At 68.3% G+C, this 18,964-nt stretch carries 13 protein-coding genes and 1 pseudogene; 9 read left to right on the forward strand and 5 right to left on the reverse strand.

Features of this window, described 5'->3' with window-relative positions; all coding sequences use genetic code 11:
- Window positions 1-21 precede the first annotated feature (21 nt).
- Both rplI and FHX42_RS22725 read left to right on the forward strand, forming a co-directional pair.
- Entirely contained in the window at window positions 22-474 is a 453-nt protein-coding gene (gene rplI / locus FHX42_RS22720) for a 50S ribosomal protein L9 (protein WP_182546462.1), read from the forward strand.
- A 473-nt stretch (window positions 475-947) separates the two neighbouring features.
- Window positions 948-4,532: a replicative DNA helicase gene (locus FHX42_RS22725; protein WP_407926313.1), complete on the forward strand. Its 3,585-nt coding sequence runs from the start codon at window positions 948-950 to the stop codon at window positions 4,530-4,532.
- Window positions 4,533-4,542: 10 nt separating this feature from the next.
- Here FHX42_RS22725 and FHX42_RS22730 read toward each other — a convergent pair.
- Window positions 4,543-5,219: pseudogene (locus tag FHX42_RS22730) on the reverse strand (formylglycine-generating enzyme family protein).
- 295 nt (window positions 5,220-5,514) lie between these two features.
- Here FHX42_RS22730 and FHX42_RS22740 point away from each other — a divergent pair.
- Complete coding sequence (locus FHX42_RS22740; RefSeq protein ID WP_220480708.1) at window positions 5,515-5,916, forward strand: hypothetical protein; 402 nt, start codon at window positions 5,515-5,517, stop codon at window positions 5,914-5,916.
- Here the strand turns inward: FHX42_RS22740 and FHX42_RS22745 are convergent.
- On the reverse strand, window positions 5,903-6,562 hold the full coding sequence (locus tag FHX42_RS22745; protein ID WP_328796675.1) for an HAD family hydrolase: 660 nt from the start codon (window positions 6,560-6,562) through the stop codon (window positions 5,903-5,905). The genes FHX42_RS22740 and FHX42_RS22745 overlap by 14 nt on opposite strands.
- A gap of 169 nt (window positions 6,563-6,731) precedes the next feature.
- On the opposite strand from FHX42_RS22745, the gene FHX42_RS22750 reads away from it, so the two are divergent.
- The 4 genes from FHX42_RS22750 (at window position 6,732) to FHX42_RS22765 (ending at window position 13,117) form a co-directional block, all read left to right on the forward strand.
- Window positions 6,732-7,955 carry an MFS transporter gene (locus tag FHX42_RS22750; RefSeq protein WP_182546466.1) on the forward strand — a complete coding sequence of 408 codons (1,224 nt, stop codon included), beginning with the start codon at window positions 6,732-6,734 and terminating at the stop codon, window positions 7,953-7,955.
- 84 nt (window positions 7,956-8,039) lie between these two features.
- Window positions 8,040-10,031 (forward strand): PhoX family protein, encoded by a 1,992-nt coding sequence (locus tag FHX42_RS22755; protein WP_182546467.1) that lies wholly within the window; start codon window positions 8,040-8,042, stop codon window positions 10,029-10,031.
- Between the two features lie 250 nt (window positions 10,032-10,281).
- Window positions 10,282-12,357, forward strand: coding sequence for a PhoX family protein (locus tag FHX42_RS22760; protein WP_182546468.1), 2,076 nt, complete (start codon window positions 10,282-10,284; stop codon window positions 12,355-12,357).
- 73 nt (window positions 12,358-12,430) lie between these two features.
- Window positions 12,431-13,117, forward strand: a complete 687-nt coding sequence (locus tag FHX42_RS22765; RefSeq protein WP_182546469.1) for an SDR family oxidoreductase — start codon at window positions 12,431-12,433, stop codon at window positions 13,115-13,117.
- A gap of 73 nt (window positions 13,118-13,190) precedes the next feature.
- Here FHX42_RS22765 and FHX42_RS22770 read toward each other — a convergent pair whose 3' ends face one another.
- The 3 genes from FHX42_RS22770 to FHX42_RS22780 form a co-directional block, all read right to left on the reverse strand.
- A complete protein-coding gene (locus tag FHX42_RS22770; RefSeq protein WP_407926316.1) occupies window positions 13,191-14,516 on the reverse strand; it encodes an amidohydrolase family protein in 1,326 nt (441 codons plus the stop codon).
- Window positions 14,517-14,735: 219 nt separating this feature from the next.
- Window positions 14,736-15,395 carry a response regulator gene (locus FHX42_RS22775; RefSeq protein ID WP_182546471.1) on the reverse strand — a complete coding sequence of 220 codons (660 nt, stop codon included), beginning with the start codon at window positions 15,393-15,395 and terminating at the stop codon, window positions 14,736-14,738.
- Window positions 15,392-17,197 carry a sensor histidine kinase gene (locus FHX42_RS22780; RefSeq protein WP_328796676.1) on the reverse strand — a complete coding sequence of 602 codons (1,806 nt, stop codon included), beginning with the start codon at window positions 17,195-17,197 and terminating at the stop codon, window positions 15,392-15,394. The genes FHX42_RS22775 and FHX42_RS22780 overlap by 4 nt, the downstream gene beginning before the upstream one ends.
- A gap of 217 nt (window positions 17,198-17,414) precedes the next feature.
- Between FHX42_RS22780 and FHX42_RS22785 the strand changes: the two genes are divergently transcribed.
- Together FHX42_RS22785 and FHX42_RS22790 are read left to right on the forward strand one after the other, a co-directional pair.
- The gene (locus FHX42_RS22785) at window positions 17,415-18,134 is read left to right on the forward strand and encodes an ABC transporter ATP-binding protein (RefSeq protein ID WP_182546547.1); all 720 of its coding nucleotides are present in this window, start codon (window positions 17,415-17,417) and stop codon (window positions 18,132-18,134) included.
- Window positions 18,131-18,871 carry a hypothetical protein gene (locus FHX42_RS22790; RefSeq protein ID WP_182546472.1) on the forward strand — a complete coding sequence of 247 codons (741 nt, stop codon included), beginning with the start codon at window positions 18,131-18,133 and terminating at the stop codon, window positions 18,869-18,871. Before FHX42_RS22785 ends, FHX42_RS22790 begins: the two co-directional genes overlap by 4 nt.
- Window positions 18,872-18,964: the final 93 nt, after the last annotated feature.

Raw genomic sequence — 18,964 nt, forward strand, 5'->3', positions numbered from 1 at the left:
GACCTCGTTAGGAGACACGTCGTGAAGATCATTCTGACCGCGGACGTGGCCAACCTCGGTTCCTCGGGTGACATTGTCGAGGTTCGCGACGGCTACGCCCGGAACTACCTGCTGCCCCAGAACCTGGCCATCGTGGCCACCAAGGGCGCGCAGAAGCAGGTCGAGACCATCCGGCGCTCGCAGGAGGCCCGTCGGGTTCGCGATCTGGAGCACGCCCGGGAACTCCAGCAGCAGCTGGAGAAGCTGGACACGGTCTCGCTGCCCAAGAAGGTTTCCAAGAAGGGCAAGCTGTTCGGTTCGATCACCGAGTCCGACGTGGTCGCCGCCGTGCGCAAGGCCGGTGGCCCGCCGCTGGACAAGCGGTCCGTGGACCTCAAGGGGCACATCAAGTCGCTGGGCAAGCACTCGGTGAACGTGCGGCTGCACCCGGACGTCAACGCCTCGATGGACGTCCTGGTCACCTCCACGGAGTAAGAAGAGCCGCCACGCGCTCACGCCGACACGACCGGATCGGTTCCTGTTCTCAACCGGTCGATGAGTGGATACATCCGACACGCCGAAGCGCGTCGGATTAGCGACATGCCGCAGTAAAGCGGTTCATGCTGTCCACAAGTTATCCACAGGGCTTGACCTGGGGTTTCCATGGGATCTCCACTGGTTTTCCCCAGGTTTTCCCCAAGTGGGATGCTGTCCTGTGGATAACTTCGGCACTTCTCCACAAGTTGTCCCCACTCTTGTCCACAGCCCTGTTTGCCTCCTTCCGCGCGGCGGTCTAGCTTCATCGCGCGGGGAGTCGCGACAGCCGTGGAGTGAACCCGCTCGAGGCCGCCCGGAGTTTCCGAAACCGGGGTCGGCGAGCACCGCAGACACATCGTTGGCAAGGACGGATCCGCCGCCCTCCGGGCGAGATGGTCCGACTCGGCGCGTCCAGGAGGTGGCAGAGACCGGTGGCGCTGACCGACGAACGCGGGGCCAACCCCTCTCAGGGAGGGGACGGGCGCTCGGGACGCGAACAGACCTTCGACCGGCAGCCTCCGCAGGACCTGGAGGCCGAGCAGTCCGTCCTCGGCGGGATGCTGCTGAGCAAGGACGCGATCGCCGACATCGTCGAGGTCGTCCGCCCCCACGACTTCTACCGCCCCGCCCACCAGGCCATCTACGACTGCGTCCTGGACCTCTACGGGCGCGGTGAACCCGCCGACCCGATCACCGTCTCCGCCGAGCTGGAGCGCCGCAACGAGCTGTCCCGCGTCGGCGGCGCCCCCTACATGCACACCCTGATCGCGACCGTTCCCACGGCGGCCAACGCGAGCTACTACGCCGAGATCGTCGCCGAGAAGGCGGTGCTGCGCCGACTGGTCGAGGCGGGCACCCGCATCGTGCAGTACGGCTACAACGGCTCCGAGGGCGCTGCGATCGAGGAAGTCGTGGACCGCGCCCAGGCGGCCGTCTACGACGTCACCGAGAACCGCACCAGCGAGGACTACGCCGCGCTGGAGGACCTGCTGCAGCCGACGATGGACGAGATCGACGCCATCGCGTCGCGCGGCGGGGACGCCCAGGGACTGCCCACCGACTTCACAGACCTCGACGAGGTCACCAACGGCCTGCACGCCGGGCAGATGGTGATCGTGGCCGCCCGCCCCGGCGTCGGCAAGGCGCTGGCACTGGACACGCCGCTGCCCACCCCGCGCGGCTGGACCAGCATGGGCGAGGTGGCCGGGGGAGACCGGCTCCTCGGCGTCGACGGCCGTCCCACGACCGTCGTGGCCGCGACCGAGGTGCTGCACGACCGCCCCTGCCACGAGATCGAGTTCAACGACGGCACCGTCGTCGTCGCCGACTCCGAGCACCGCTGGCGGCTGGCCGACGGACGGATCCTGACCACCGAGCAGCTGGCCGCCGAGGACACCCCGCGGCTCCCCCCGCACGAACGACTCCGGCTACCGGAGCGGGAACTGCCGGTGGCGCCGTACGTGCTGGGGGTCTGGCTGCTGGCGGGGGACCCGGACACCGGCGGCCTGCGCACCGACGACGCCGAGCTAGTGACGAACCTCGAGCTGGAGGGCGTCGAACCCGGCGACGGACCGCTTTTCGGCGACGAGATCGCCGAGCGGCTCACCGACCTGGGCACGTGGCGGGACCACGACCTGCCCGCCGAATACCTGCGGGGCAGTGAGCAGCAGCGCCGGGCACTGCTGGCGGGCATGCTCGACGCGGGCGGTTCCGTGTCCTCGGACGGCACCATCGGCCTGACCATCAGCGAACTCGCTTCCGTCCGGGCCCGGGAGCTGGTGCTCAGCCTCGGTTACGCCTGCACGGCGACCCCGAACTGGGAGGACGACGGCGACGAGTTCGACACCTCGGTGCTCGTCTTCGACTCCGGCCCCGACGAGGTGTTCCGGCTCGGACGCAACAACGAGCTGCACAAGCGCCTCCGCCGGGAGTCGGACGAGCAGCCGGCGCGCACCGTCGTCGCCGTACGGCCCGTCGACAGCGTGCCGGTGCGCTGCGTCGAGGTCGACGCGGCCGATCGGCTGTACCTGGCCGGCCGGTCGATGATCCCCACCCACAACTCCACCCTCGGGCTGGACTTCGCCCGCTCAGCCTCGATCAAGCACGGCATGGCCAGCGTCATCTTCTCGCTGGAGATGGGCCGCACCGAGATCGTCATGCGGATGCTCTCGGCCGAGGCCCGCATCCGGCTGGGCGACATGCGCGGCGGGCGCATGACCGACGACGACTGGACGCGGCTGGCGCGGCGGATGAGCGAGATCAGCGAGGCACCGCTGTTCATCGACGACTCGCCGAACCTGACCATGATGGAGATCCGCGCGAAGGCCCGGCGGCTCAAGCAGCGCAACGACATCAATCTGATCGTCGTGGACTACATGCAGCTGATGACCTCGGGCAAGCGCGTCGAGTCCCGGCAGCAGGAGGTCTCGGAGTTCTCCCGGAACCTCAAGCTGCTGGCCAAGGAGCTCAACGTTCCCGTCGTGGCCATCTCGCAGCTCAACCGCGGTCCCGAACAGCGCAACGACCGCCGCCCCCAGCTCTCCGACCTCCGCGAGTCGGGGTGTCTGACCAGCGGCACCCGCCTGCTGCGCGCCGACACCGGGGCCGAGGTCACCTTCGGCGAACTCATGGAGACCGGGGAGCGCCCCATCGTCTGGTCCCTGGACGAGCGGATGCGCATGGTGCCCCGGCCGATCACCAACGTCTTCTCCAGCGGTGTGAAGGAGGTCTTCAGGGTTCGGCTCGCCTCCGGCCGCGAGATCGAAGCGACCGCGAACCACCCGATGCTGACGGTCCGCGACTGGCTACCGCTGGGGGAACTCGCCGTGGGCGACCGCGTCGCGGTCCCGCGCAGCGTTCCCGAACCGCTCGGCACCGAGTCGATGCCCGAGCCCGAGATCGTCATGCTGGCGCACCTGACCGGCGACGGCTCCTTCGTGAAGCGCCAGCCGATCCGCTACGCCGGCGTCGACGAGGCCAACCTCGAAGCCGTGACCGAGGCAGCGAAGCACTTCGGGGTCACACCGGTCCGGGACGAGTACGCCTCGGCCGAGGTGACGACGTTGCGGCTTCCGGCGCCGTATCCGCTCGCACGGGGCGAGCGGAACCCGATCGCGGCGTGGCTGGACGACATGGGTCTGTTCGGCCTGCGCAGCCACGAGAAGTTCGTCCCGGAGCGGGTGTTCTCCCTGCCGCGCGAGCAGATCGCCCTGTTCCTGCGCCACCTCTGGGCCACCGACGGGTCGGTGCGCTGGGACGAGACCTACGGTCAGGCCCGGATCCACTACGCCACGTCGAGCAGGCGTCTCGCGGACGACGTCACCAACCTGCTACTCCGGTTGGGCGTCTTCGCCCGGATCAAGACCGCGAGCAAGGCGGGGGACCGGGACGGTTACCACGTGTTGATCTACGGCGGCGAGAACCAGCTGCGCTTCCTGGAGGAGGCGGGAGTTCACGGTGCTCGTTCCCCGCAGGTCGACGTCGTTACCGAGAAACTGCGCTCCGCCGTCGGGAACACCATCTGCGACACGATCCCCGGGGAGGTGCGGGGACGAGTACGTACGGCTCTGCCCGACCGTTCCGTGACTCGTCGCGAGTTCGCGACACGGCTGGGCACGGAATTCTCCGGTTCTGCCACGTGGAAGCGCGCACCCAGTCGAAGCCGGTCGGGCGGGGCCGCCGTTCTCGAGGACACCGAGCTGGATAACCCGGCGGCCCGTGACGTGTTCTGGGACGAGATCGTGGAGATCACCCCACTGGGCGAACAGCCGGTCTACGACGCCACGGTCGACGATACGCATAACTTTGTATCCAACTGCATAGTTATGCACAACTCCCTCGAGCAAGATGCTGACATGGTGATTCTCATTCACCGGCCCGACGCGTTCGAGCGGGACGATCCACGCATGGGCGAGGCGGACCTGATCCTGGCCAAGCACCGCGCGGGACCGACGTCGACGGTGACCGTGGCGCACCAGCTGCACTACAGCCGCTTCGTCGACATGGCCAAGGAGTAGGCCCCGCACCTCACCGGAGGGAGCGCGCGATGCGGAATCCGACGTCGTCGGTCCGGAAGGTCGGGTGGCTGCGGCGGCGCACCGAGGCCCGGCAGCTCCAGTGCTCGTCGAACCACCCACCGCCGCGCAGCACTCGGTAAGCGCCGTAGACCTCGGGGTCGTAAAGGTCCCAGCACCACTCCCAGACGTTGCCCAGCATGTCGTGCAGCCCCCACGCGTTGGGGCGCTTGCCCCCCCCACGTCGTGGATCCGCTCGTGCGAGTTGCGGCGATGCCAGGCGATCTCGTCGAGCGGTCCGTAGCGCGGGCCCGTCGTACCGGCGCGGCAGGCGTGTTCCCACTCCGCCTCGGTCGGCAGCCGGTACCCGTCGGCGGAGGTGTCCCACTCGACGTCCTCGGCGTCGGCGTGCGGGTGGTAGGCGGGCGTCAATTCCTCGTGCCGGGACAGGGCGTTGCAGAACCGGGCCGCGTCCCACCAGGAAACGCCTTCGACGGGCAACCGGTCGCCTTGCGCGGTGCTCGGCCACTGGCCGGTGACCTGTGCGTACAGCGCCCGGGTGATCGGGTGCGCGGCGAGTTGGTAGGGGGCGAGCTCGACCGACCACCTGTGCTGCGTTCTCCGGTCCGACAGCGTCACCCGCCCCGGTGGCACAGCGACCATCTTCTCGCTTCCCACGTCCACGCCCATGACGAACGAGCCTACCGATGCCCCGCCCCGGCCGAGGTGTTCCGCGAACCCGCGGTTGCCGCCCCGGTCGTTTTTCGGCCTGAGCGACCGCGCGCGCCTGCCAGGTTCCGCGCATGAAGCGAACAGTGCCTCCAACCGGTGACGAGAAGGAAAGTCTGCACGGCAGTCGCGACCGACACCGCGACGTGGTGCTGTGGAAACTCGACGGCCTCGGCGAGGAGCAGCTACGGCGACCACGCCCGCAAAACCCTCATTCATGCGGTTAGTTGTATGAGGCTTGGAGGTGGACGATCCGATGGTGCGGTTGACGGCGTTGTCGGTGTTGGAGCACGCGGGCGCCGATGGTGTGGAGGCCGTGCTGGGATTGTCCGAGGATCCGGTCGCCGGTCCGGCCGCGCGGATGTGGTTGCAGGGCCGCGACGTGGATGCCGAGGTCCCCCTCCGCTCCGATGATGATCTGACGTTCGCGCTGGACAGCATGTCGATAGCCGCGGAGGAGGACGCCGAGGCGTTTCTTTCGGAGTTTCGGGACACGGCGACGACGAACCAGATCGCGTTGGTCGAGCGGATGAACCTGGTTCGGCATTCTCGGCGGGACAGTGTGTTGCGGGTGGTCGCCGAGGGGCATCCGGACGAACGGGTGGCGAGCGTGGCACGGCGTTCGCTGGGTCCGGTGTCGCGGGTCAGGAGCTCGTGAGCCGCCGGATCAGTGGTGGCAGCTCGCTGATCTCGTCGATGACGTGGTGGATCTGCCGGAGCGCCTCGGGGTCCGGTGGGAAGTGGGGGTTGGGTACGGCGATGACGGTGGCTCCCGATGCGGCCGCGGCGCGGAGGCCGTTGCCGGAGTCCTCCACGGCCACGCATTCCCGCGGGTCGATGTCGAGTCCCTGGGCTGCCCGCAGGTAGACGTCGGGGGCGGGTTTGCCCGCGCCGACCTCCTCGCTGGAGACGGTGTGACCGATGGTGCCGGTGAGGTCGGTGGCCTCGAGGTAGCGGCGGATGATGCGGGGTGGTGCCGAGCTGGCGATGGCGGTGGGGTGGTCGCGGGCGACGGTGCGAACCGCGTCGGTGGCGTGGGGGATCACGGGTGGTCCCGCGGCGTAGTGCTGGGCCATGCGTTCGATGACGGTCTCGGCCGTCTGTTCCGGTGTGAGTCGAACTCCGAGCCGGTCGACGAGGTGGCGGGCCCACTCCGGGGTGCTCATGCCCATGAGCGTTTCGGTGGTTCCCTCGGACCACTCACCACCGTGTTCGGCGACGACGTCGCGCCGGATTCGGTCCCAGAGGTGTTCGGAGTCGACGAGGACACCGTCGAGGTCGAAGATCACTGCTCGCGGTAGCACACGGGTGATCCTAAGTGCTGCGCGTTCGGGACGCGGTGTCGATCGCCGTCTCGGTGCTCGTGCCGGGTGCGGCGTGGTGAGCTTGTTCATCGTCGACTTGGGTTTCCCCGCTCAAAAAGTTAGCATGACAAACGAATTAGCGTGCATGCGAAGCGAGGTACGTCCACTGATGAGTGGTGCCGGACACGCCAGACTGCTGGATGTCTTCAAGGGGCAACCGAAAGCCGTGTGGATCACGGCCTTCGCCGCGGTGATCGCCTTCGCCGGTATCGGCCTGGTCGATCCGATCCTGCTGTCCATCGCCGAGGCGCTCGACGCCGGCCCCGAGTCGGTGACCCTGCTGTTCTCCTCCTACCTCGGGGTGCAGGTCGTGGCGATGCTCGTCACGGGTGCTTTCAGCGCCCGCTTCGGACCCAAGCGCACCGTGGTGACCGGACTCGTGCTCATCGTGCTGGCGACGCTGGCGTGTGCGCTGGCGGGCACGATCGGGCAGCTGGTGGCGCTGCGTGCCGTCTGGGGGCTGGGTAACGCCCTCTTCATCGCCACGGCGCTGTCGGTGATCGTGGGCGCGGCCAGCGGTGGGCAGCAGGCGGCGATCCTGCTCTACGAGGCGGCGCTCGGCATCGGACTGTCGGTCGGGCCCCTGCTGGGGGCCCTGCTCGGCAACATCTCGTGGCGCGGCCCGTTCGCCGGCACGGCGGTGCTGATGGCCGCCGCGCTGGTGCTGTCGCTGCGCTTCCTGCCCCCGGACGAGAACGGGCGCGAACAGCGTCAGCCGATCAAGCTGCTCGATCCGCTGCGGGCGCTGCGCCATGGCGGACTGCTGCGCACCTCGGTCGGTTCCGCGCTGTACACGGCGGCGTTCTTCACCGTGCTCGCGTGGTCTCCGTTCGTGCTGCAGTTCGGCGCGATCGCGGTCGGCCTGGTGTTCTTCGGCTGGGGTGTCTGCGTGGCCGTCGCGGGCGTGACGTTGGCACCGAAGGTGGCGGCCCGCTTCGGCGAGCTGGGCGGCACCATCATCGCGGTGGTGATCTACGCGGCGCTGATGGGTGTGATGACCATCGATTCCAAGGTCGTGGTGGTCGTCTGCGTCATCCTCAGCGGGTTGGCCTCCGGACTGCTCAACACCCTGTTCACCGGCAGTGCCATGAGCGTGAGTCCGGTTCCGCGGCCGGTGGCCAGCGCCGGTTACAACTTCTGCCGCTGGCTGGGCGGGGCGATCGCCGCGACGATGGTCAGCCACGTCGCCGGGTGGCTGGGTTCTCCGCACGCCCCCTTCGCCGTCGCGGCAGTGCTGTGCGTGCTCGCGGCGGGTCTGCTCGCACTCGGGTTGCGGCGCCCCGATCCGCACCGGGTTCCGGACGAGGCCGCGGTGGTCGGCGAGGAATTCTGACCGCCCAGTTCGGGCAGAAGTGTTCACTGTCACCTCATAACTGCTTGACCTCCCAGTACTGTTCGAAAACCTCGGGAGACTTCGATGCCGTTGCAGCCGCGAAGAAGCCACTGGACGCTGCCCTTGCTCGGAGGTGGACGTGCCCAGGTGACCTGCCGTTATCGCTGTGGGGACCAGTGCGGGCAGCCTCCGTCGAACGATTCGGCCAACACGTACTTCGGTGATCTGCTCAGCGGCGTGTTCGGCCGTCGTGGCCTGCTGCGGGCCGGTGCCGTGCTCGGTGCGGTCGGCGTCGTGGGCACGGGCCCCACTCCCGCGCGGGCGGCCACGCCGCCGGTCGGTCTGGGTTTCACGCCGGTGCGGCCGAACTCCGGGGATGCTGTGGTGGTTCCCGAGGGCTACGAGCAGCGGATCGTCCTGCGGTGGGGCGACCCGGTCGTGCCCGGTGCTCCGGAGTTCGACTTCGACGACCAGACGGCCGAGGCGCAGGAGCGTCAGTTCGGGTATAACAACGACTTCTGCACGCTGTTACCGCTACCGGACGGCCGGCGGCTGATGGTCAACAATCACGAGTACACCAGCGAGGAGTTCCTGTTCTCCGGCTACGACGGGGAGAACCCCACCGAAGAGCAGGTGCGGATCGCCTGGGCAGCTCACGGCCTGTCCGTGGTCGTGGTCGACCGCTCGGATGACGGCGCGCCGACCGTGGTGCTGGATCGGCTCAACCGGCGCATCACGCTGAACACCGAGTTCGAGGTACGTGGCCCGGCGGCGAGCAGTGAGCTGTTGAAGACACCGAGCGATCCGAGCGGCCGCCGTGTGCGGGGCACGATGAACAACTGCTCCGGCAGCGTGACCCCGTGGGGCACGGTGCTCTCCGGCGAGGAGAACGTCCACCAGTACTTCGCCCACGCCGACCGGGTCACCGATCCACGGACCAAGCGGCGACTCGACCGCTACGGCTTCATGGCCGGGGAGAGCGAACGCAAGTGGGAGCGTTTCGATTCCCGCTGGGACCTCGGGCGGGAACCCAACGAGGCGAACCGGTTCGGCTGGATCGTCGAGATCGACCCGCACGACCCGGACTCGACCCCGGTCAAGCACACCGCGCTCGGCCGTCTCAAGCACGAGACGGCCACCGTTCGCGTGGCCGAGGACGGCCGGGTGGTGGCCTACATGGGCGACGACGAGGCGTTCGAGTACCTGTACAAGTTCGTCTCCCACGGCACGATGAAACCGGGCGGCAGCGCGCACGCCCGGCGGCACAATATGTCGCTGTTGGAGAAGGGGACGTTGTACGTCGCGCGGTTCAGCGGTGACAGTCCCGCTGCCGAGATCGACGGCAGTGGCGCCCTCCCCGCGGACGGCGAGTTCGACGGTTCCGGCGAGTGGCTTCCCCTGGCCGGCGGCGCGAAGTCCTACGTCCCCGGCTTCACCGCCGAGGAGGTCTACGTCTTCACCCGGCTGGCCGCCGACGCTGTCGGCGCCACCAAGATGGACCGACCCGAAGACGTCCAACCCAACCCCGTCAACGGCCGCGTCTACTGCGCGCTGACCAACAACTCCAACCGTGGCACGCCGGGCCACGCACCGGTCGACGAGACGAATCCGAGGATCGGCAACAAGCACGGGCACGTGCTGGAGATGGACGACGACGCCACCGGGACCCGGTTCTCCTGGACCCTGCTGCTGGTCTGCGGGGACCCGGAGGACTCGAACACCTACTTCGGCGGATTCGACAAGAGCCGCGTCAGCCCGATCTCGTGCCCGGACAACCTCGCCTTCGACCGGCACGGCAACCTGTGGATCACCACCGATTCCTCGGCGGCGCTGGGGGCCAACGACGGTTTGTACGCGGTGCCCGTCGACGGACCACAGCGCGGTTGTCTCAAGCAGTTCCTGAGCGTGCCTCGAGGAGCCGAGACCTGCGGTCCGGTGATCGACGACGAGTTCGTGCTGGTCTCCGCGCAGCATCCGGGAGAGGTGGACGGCGCCGATGCCGACCATCCGGTCTCGCACTGGCCCGATGGCGGTGATTCCCGGCCACGCCCCTCCGTGGTGGCGGTCTGGAGATAGCCACCGCCGCGGCGACGCCGGCGCTCGTCCACCACGGCGACGGCCGGGCACCGCGGCGGAAAAACCTCAATCAACAGGTTTCACCCAACGTGTCGAAAAAGACGCTGAACGAGTGAACATCCCCGTGGGTGCATGCGGAGTCGGTGACTCTGCGTGGAAGTGTTCGTGCGCTGTTCACTTTGAAGTCTCACCGACCTCGCCTGACCCGCCTACTGTCGAGACGTTCCCGACCGACGTCTTGGAGGTCCGCATGTCTGCCCGACCGGACAGCGGGCGGGTCGTCCCGCTCCCCCTCGTGTCCAGCCACTCCGCCAGACGATCCGCGGTGACCTGCGAATACCGCTGCGGCAACGCCTGCGCGCACGAAGCCCCCAACACCTCGGACAACGCGTACTTCGGCGACATCGTGGCGAATGTGCTCAGCCGTCGCGGCGCGCTCAAGGGCAGCGCCGTACTGGCGCTGTCCACGGCGGGCGCGATGGCGTTCGGCGGCACGGCCGCGGCCCGGCCCGCACCACCGCATCCGGAATCGGGTGGTCCGTCGGCGCCGGGAACGGACTTCGATCCGGTCCCGCCGAACACCGAGGACCGCGTGGTGGTTCCCGAGGGCTACGAGCAGCGGATCGTCATTCGCTGGGGCGACCCGGTCGTGCCCGGCGCCCCGGAGTTCGACTTCCACCACCAGACGCCCGAGGCCCAGCAACGCCAGTTCGGCTACAACAACGACTTCGCGGGGCTGATCCCGCTGGACGGTGCCGGTCGACGCAACCTGCTGGTGGTCAACCACGAGTACACCACCGAGACGCACATGTTCCCCGGGTACGACGCGGAGAACCCGACCGAGCAGCAAGTGCGCATCGCCTGGGCCGCGCACGGTCAGTCCGTCCTGCTGGTCATGCGTGACCTTGCCAGGGGTGGTCTGACAGCGGAACCGAGCCGGTACAACCGGCGCATCACGCTGAACACCGAGTTCGAGGTGCGCGGCCCCGCCGCGGGCAGCGACCATCTCAAGACCTCGGCCGACCCGAGCGGTACGCGCGTCCTCGGTACCCAGAACAACTGCGCCGGTGGCGTCACTCCGTGGGGGACGATGCTCTCCGGTGAGGAGAACGTCCACCAGTACTTCGCCCACGCCGACCGGGTCACCGATCCACGGACCAAGCGGCGACTCGACCGCTACGGCTTCAACGCCGGTGCCAGCACTCGCAAGTGGGAGCGGTTCGACGAGCGCTGGGACCTCGGGCGGGAACCCAACGAGGCGAACCGGTTCGGCTGGATCGTCGAGATCGACCCGCACGACCCGGACTCGACCCCGGTCAAGCACACCGCGCTCGGCCGTTTCAAGCACGAGGGCGCGACCATCGAGGTCGCCGAGGACGGACGTGTCGTGGCCTACATGGGCGACGACGAACGCTTCGACTACATGTACAAGTTCGTCTCCCACGGCACGATGAAACCGGGCGGCAGCGCGCACGCCCGGCGGCACAACATGGGGTTGCTCGACGAGGGCACCCTCTACGTCGCGCGGTTCAGCGGTGACAGTCCCGCTGCCGAGATCGACGGCAGTGGCGCCCTCCCCGCGGACGGCGAGTTCGACGGTTCCGGCGAGTGGCTTCCCCTGGCCGGCGGCGCGAAGTCCTACGTCCCCGGCTTCACCGCCGAGGAGGTCTACGTCTTCACCCGGCTGGCCGCCGACGCTGTCGGCGCCACCAAGATGGACCGACCCGAAGACGTCCAACCCAACCCCGTCAACGGCCGCGTCTACTGCGCGCTGACCAACAACTCCAACCGTGGCACGCCGGGCCACGCACCGGTCGACGAGACGAATCCGAGGATCGGCAACAAGCACGGGCACGTGCTGGAGATGGACGACGACGCCACCGGGACCCGGTTCTCCTGGACCCTGCTGCTGGTCTGCGGGGACCCGGAGGACTCGAACACCTACTTCGGCGGATTCGACAAGAACCGGGTCAGCCCGATCTCGTGCCCGGACAACCTCGCCTTCGACCGGCACGGCAACCTGTGGATCTCCACGGACGGCAACGAGTTGGGCTCCCACGACGGGTTGTTCGTCGTCCCGGTCGACGGACCACAACGTGGCCACGTCAAGCAGTTCCTCACCGTGCCCAACGGGGCCGAGACCTGCGGGCCCATCGTCACCGACAACCTGGTGACCGTGTGCGTGCAACACCCGGGGGAGGACGCCGAGGACGCACAACACCCCACCTCGCACTGGCCGGACGGGGGCGACTCCCGACCGCGTCCGTCCCTCACCGCGGTGTGGCGCGACGAGGGCGGTCGAGCCGGCGAGATCGGACGGCGCTGATCCCGCAGCGGGGGCCTCCTCCGGGAAAAGGCCCCCGCTGTCCTCGCCGTGGCGTGCGGTTACGGTCTCCGGTATGGCTTCCCGACCGACTGCCCTGGTCACCGGTGCCTCGCGAGGCATCGGTGCTGTTGTCGCACGATCCCTGTCCGACACTCACGAGGTGCTGCTGGGCGGACGCGACAACGCCGCGCTGGAATCACTGGCCCACGAGATCCCCGGATCACGTCCCTGGCCCGTGGAACTCACCGATGACAGCGCCGTCGCCGCTGCCGCCGAAAGTATCGACGAACTGGACGTGTTGGTCCACAGTGCCGGAACGATCGAACTGGGTGCGGTATCCGAGGTTTCGGCCGACTCGTGGCGACGCACCTTCGAGCTGAACCTGTTCGCCGTCACCGAGCTGACACGTGTTCTGCTGCCCGCGCTGCGTGCCACGTCCGGGCATGTCGTGCTGGTCAACTCCGGTGCCGGATTGGGTGCCAAACCGCACTGGGGTTCCTACGCCGCCAGCAAGTTCGCACTGCGTGCCTTCGCCGACGTGCTGCGCGCCGAGGAAGCCGCCAACGGTGTTCGGGTGACCTCGGTGTTCCCCGGGCGAGTGGCCACCGATATGCAGCGTGGCGTACGCGATGCCGAAGGCGGGGACTTCGAACCCGAGAACTACCTGCGGCCCGAGTCGGTCGCCGACTCCATCGTCTCGGCCGTCCGCGCACCCGGTGATGCCCATTTCACCGAGATCGTCGTACGCCCCACTTCCTGAGCGGACGGCGACTCCGTGGGATTCGCGCGTGGTGCCGGGGCGACTTCCAGTCCCCGGCACCACCGACCGGGATTCAGCCTCGGACGTGCTCGGCCGCGGTTCCGGCGACTCGCTGCACGCGGTGCCGATCGACACGGGTGGGTTCGCGTTCCCGGAGGACCTCCTCGCCGGCCACCCACACGTCTCGGACACACCGCGACCCCGCTGCCCACACCAAATTGGAAAGCACCTGCTCGTCCGCGACGTCGAGTCCGGTAGCGAAGGCGGGATTGTCGACGTCCATGTGCACGATGTCGGCGTAGCACCCGGGTTCCAGGGAACCGATGTCGTCCCGGTGCAGGGCAGCGGCCCCACCTCGGGTGGCCGCCAGTAGAGCGCAACGAGCCGAAATCGCCGTGGAGTCCCCTGTGGACAGCCTTGCGAGCATCCCGGCCAGCTGCACCTCCTCCCACAGGTCGAGGTCGTCATTGCTCGACGGGCCATCCGTACCGAGCCCCAGGGGCATCCCGGAGGCGAGCATGTCGACCGTTCGGGCCGTTCCCGAAGCAAGCTTGGCGTTGGAACCCGGGCAGTGCGCCACCCCGACTCCCCGCCCGGAGAGGATCGCGATGTCCTCGTCCGACAGGTGCACCCCGTGTGCGGCGAGTACCCGTCCATCGAGCACACCGAGCTTGTCCAGCAACTTCGGCACCGAGCCGTACTGCTCCCGCTGCCTGCTGTCCTCGCCGGCGGTTTCGGCGACGTGAGTCTGCACCAGGGCACCACGTTGCTGCGCCTGTTCCCCGATGCTCCGCAATGCTTCGGGCGGCAGGGTGTATGCCGAGTGGGGGCCATAACCGAGCTCGATCCGCTCACCGGGTCCGAACCGCAGACCGTCGGCGTCGATCCACCGGCTGGTTTCGTCAACCATCCGTTCCCACCCGCCGAGATCACCGAGATCCGGCATGTCGATCACCGCCGAGGTGAACAGGACCCGTGAACCGACCGCCAGCGTCGCCTCCACCACGGACTCACCGGAAAAATACATCTCGGCGCTGGTGGTCACCCCGGCACGCAACATCTCCACGCATCCGAGTTCCATTCCGGCTCGGACGTCGGAGGGACGCAGTCGGGACTCCGCGGGCCAAACCACCTCACGCAACCAACGCAACAGCGGTAGATCCCCACCCATCCCCCGAAGCAGCGTCATCGGACTGTGGGCATGAGCGTTGATCAACCCCGGGAGCAACATCCCCGTGCAGTGCCGTATCACCGTGTCGGTGGCGGTCTTCGGCGCCTGGGAGCGAACTCCGCAGAAGGCGACGCGCCCCGAGGTGTCGATGTCGACGACGGCGTCCCGGACGACCGAGCATGTTGCGTCACAGGGCAAAGCCAGTGGTGCGTACAGACGTAATGCGATCGGCATACCCGTATTCTCCCCCGACTTCTCAGGCACCGAAGGTCATGACCGCTCGCACCATGATGAGTCCGGCCGAGAGCATGACGAGAATCAGCACGGCCAGCAGGATGGTGTCTTGGAGTCCTCGTGTCATGACTCCAACATCCTCACCGCTGAGACTGCTCACCTCGGCTTTTCGGTTTTTCCACCTCGTCCTAGCGGCTGGGAGTTCCCCGCCGATCAGTCATCCATGAGGTTGCTTCGCCAGGCCCAGGCGGCGGTCTCGACCCGGTTCCGCGCTCTGATCTTGGCTTGGGCGGCGGCGAGGTGGGTTTTCACGGTGGACAGGGACATGAACAGCTCCTGCCCGATCTCGGTGTTGGTCAGTCCGCGCGCCGTGGCGCGTACCACGTCGACTTCGCGCTCGGTCAGCGCCTCGACGGGCGGTTCGGTTTGCGCCCGGGAGGGCTCGGAGGGCTGGTGGAAGTGCTTCAGCAAACGCACGGTGATCTGGGGAGACATCAGCGCGTCACCACGGACCGCGGCTTGAACGGCCTCGACGAGCAGTGCCGGCCCCGCGTCCTTGAGCAGGAATCCGCTCGCGCCGTTGCTCAGTGCTCCGGCCACGTACTCGTCGAGGTCGAAGGTGGTGACCACGACGACCTTGATCGGCTCCGTGACCTCGGGGCCCGCGAGTTGTTTGGTGGCCTCCAAACCGTCGAGACCGGGCATCCTGATGTCCATCAAGCACACGTCGGGACGCTGCTCACGCGCCAGCCGGACGGCCTCGGAACCGGTGGGGACGTCACCGATCACCTCGATGTCGTCCTCGGCCTCCAGGATCATCCGGAACCCCGCCCGCACCATCTCCTGGTCATCGGCGATCAGTACCCGGATCATGGGTGTCCCTCTTCCCGCTCGTGTTCACCAAGAGGCAACCATGCCTCGACCCGCCAACCCACGTGCTCACCGGGGCCGGTGTAGAACCGCCCACCGAGAAGTTCGATCCGCTCCCGCATCCCGACCAAACCGTAGCCGCCGGATCCGCCGACGGGATGCGCGGCCGTGTCCGAGCCGTCGTCGGTGACCCGGACGTGCAGGTACGTGTTCGTGTCCTCGACCGCGACGTGGATCAGCGTGGCGTCCGGAGCGTGTTTCCGAACATTGGTGAGGGACTCCTGCACCAGGCGCAATCCGGAGCGTGCCACTTCGGGAGGAATTCGCCGCGTCAGTTCGACCGACAACTCGACGCGAGCGGCGTGCCCGTTGTCGGGAAGTGTCCGTTCGGCCCGGGCCACGAGAGCTTCGAGGTCCGCTTCCAGATCGCTCGTGGCGTGCTCGGTCATTCCGGAGGCTCCCACCGGGTCGGCACCCCGCATGCTGGCGACCAGCCGCCGCATCGCCGTCAGGGCTTCGGTACCGCTGGTCGAGATGCGTTCCAGCGCCGCCGACGCGGCCTCCGGCTCCTTCTGCGCGACCACGCGCGCGGCCTGCGACTGCACAACGATGCCGGTGACGTGGTGGGCGACGACGTCGTGCAGTTCCCGCGCGAGCGCCATCCGCTCGGTGTACTGGGCGTCGGTGATCGCCGCCCGGACCGACTTGGCGCGATCCTCGTCCCGCGCGCGGAAGTACATGCCGGTTCCCACCGACAGCACCAGCAGAATACCGCCCATGAACAAGGCGGGGTACACGTCGGCCGGAGTTCGAACGGGGGGCTCGCGCGGCATGACGAGCACGGACACGATGGTCGAGGAAACCAGCGCGCATCCACCCCAGAGCGCCTTGCGCGGCGCGTCGTAGCGGGCGACGAAGGCCATCAGCAGCATTCCGGCGGCGATATCGGTGGGCGGAATCGCTCCGAGCAGGAACGACGAGCGCGTTATGTCGAGCAGTCGAGTCAGCAGGGTCGTCAGTACCAGCGCGATCGCACCGAGTAGACTCGCCTCGAACGGTCGCAGCGGAGCGAACACGGCCAGGCCGGCCATCACGATGCAGCTGAGCAGCACCACCCAGCCGCCGGGCAGGAAAAGCGGCATGTCCGTGCTCGCCACCTGCCCGAACAGCAGCACGCACAGCGCGGCGGTCACCGGCCACTGGCGGCGCAACAGGCCCTGCATGGAGGTTTCCGCGGCCCGGGGCTCCCGGGCTCGTAAGTACATCCCCGTACCGACGAGCAGGACGAGCTGGAGGAATCCGACCCCGAGGGTGCGCGCCACGCTCGCCGGGGGCATCACGAACGAGACGCCCGTGCGGACGAAAACCGCGAACAGACACGCTGCCGCGAGCGTGGCGGTCACCACGACCGCCCGGCCACGCGAGGCCTTCCAGAACACGTACAGCACGAGCAGGGCACCGGCGGCGTTCTCGGTGAAGGTGACGTTCCAGAGCAGGTCGGGGCCCGAGCGTAGCCCGAAGAGGCGAAACACCACCGTCGACAGGATCATCGCGACGGCTGCGAGCAGACCGGCGCGGACCGGGGAGCGCCGGGCCCACAGGGCCAGCACGGCCATGGCGGTGCTCGTGGCCAACAGGACCGGACTGCCGGTGCCGTACTGGAGAGTCATGATCGTCTCGCCGCACCACACCAAGCCCAGCAGCGCGGCGAAGATCCACTGCTCGCGCAACGAAGCGAGCAGGCTGTGCCACCACCACGGGGCCGGTGGACTCACCTGTTCGGGAGCGGTACGGGGCGTGTTCACCACACGACCGTAACTGTCGGGGAGTCGGCGCTGTCCCGGTCGAAAGGTTCGGAAGATCCTGGCCGATCGGCCGAGCATCATTCGGCCGCGAAGACGAGGCGCACGCGCTACGACCGCTGCCACGCTCGGCAGCGATCACGTCCACCGGCCATCCCGGCGAACACGGCCGATGCCGCTTCCCGACCGGGCACCCCTCGCCCCTGAGGAGAACACGGTGATGTCCCCAGCTGCCGAACCCCTCGCGTCCCTCCCCCCGCCGACGGGGCCGCTACTCACCGGGCGCGGGTTGTTCAAACGGTACGGTCGGCAGCACGCCCTGGCCGGCGTCGACATCACCGTCAAGGCCGGCGAGGCCCTGGGGATCGTCGGACCGCACGGTGCCGGCAAGACGACGCTGCTGCACGTGCTGGCCGCGATCCAGCCCCCGGACAGCGGCGAGGTCGCGCTGCAGGGTCACCGCATCGACCGCCTCGGCGCGGCCGAACGCGGCAAGGTGCGCAGACGGTCCTTCGGGTTCGTGTTCGCCCGCGGGAAGCTGGTGGACGAACTCACCACCGAGGAGAACGTCGCGCTGCCGCTGCTGGTTTCCGGGGTGGGGCGGTGCCGCGCCCTGGCCGAGGCACGTACCCGGCTGGAACGACTCGACCTGAACGGGCTGGAGAACCGGCGTCCCCGTGAGCTCTCGGCCGGGCAAGCACTGCGAGTCACCCTGGCTCGCGCGTTCGTACACGGGCCCCGGATCGTCTTCGCCGACGAACCCGCGGATGCCCTGGACGTCCGTACCGGAGAAGAGACCGTGAGCACGCTGCTGCGAGCGGCGCGGGAGGACGAGAGCGCGGTGATCATCACGACTCGTGACCGGGACCTCGTCGCACGTACCGGCACCACGATGGAGATCCGGGAGGGGCTCATCACCGGCGGGGTGATGGCGGCGTGATCCCCGTGGCGCCGGTCTGGCGAGTCGCCGTGCTCATGGGAATGGCGGCACTGTCCGGATACGGGTTGCTCACGACAGCGGACTCGGACAACACCGGTGTGCTGCTGTTCGCTCCGGCTCTCACCACCTTGTCCGTGTGGCTCACGGGCCCGTGGATCGCCGCGACGCTCGGGAGGCTTCTCATCGGTCGCTGGCACGGTCCGGCCGCGCTCCTGGCCGGGCGCCGCCTGTACGAGAACCCCGACGCCCCCCGGAGAACCTCCTGCGACGCCGTACTGGCCGTTTTTCTCGGCTCGGTGGGGATGACGCTGTTGCCCGCGTGCCATGGACCGGGGCATTTCCCGGGCGAGTGGACGGAGACGGTCATCATCGGCGTGCTCGTAACCGCACCGGCGGGGTGGTGCGCGGTCGCCACGGTGATGACCTCCGTCTTCGACAGGCGGCACGTCTTCGGTGCGCTGTTAGCGGCGGGAACCCCGGTACGGGTACTGCGCAGGGTCGTGAGCATGGAGGTCACCGTGCCCGCGCTGATCGCCATGTGGGGAGCGGGTGGCGGTGGTGTCGTCATCGGCGCCGTTGTACTGCGACTGCTCGGCGCGGAGGCGGTGTTCGGGGGATGGATGGCCGCTCCGGCTTTCCTCGGAAGCGGTGCGGCCGTAGTAGCCACCGCCGCCTGCACACCGACACTGCGCAGAATCGGCTCCGGCACACAATCCTGGCCTTATGGTCACCAGTGACCAACTGTATGACCTTATGGTCACCAGTGACCAACCATATGGCCGATGCACGAACACAACTTAGGCGTCATGATACGGGAGAAAGCAACGAAT

It is taken from the genome of Halosaccharopolyspora lacisalsi, assembly GCF_014137975.1.
GTDB classification, from domain to species: Bacteria; Actinomycetota; Actinomycetes; order Mycobacteriales; family Pseudonocardiaceae; genus Halosaccharopolyspora; species Halosaccharopolyspora lacisalsi.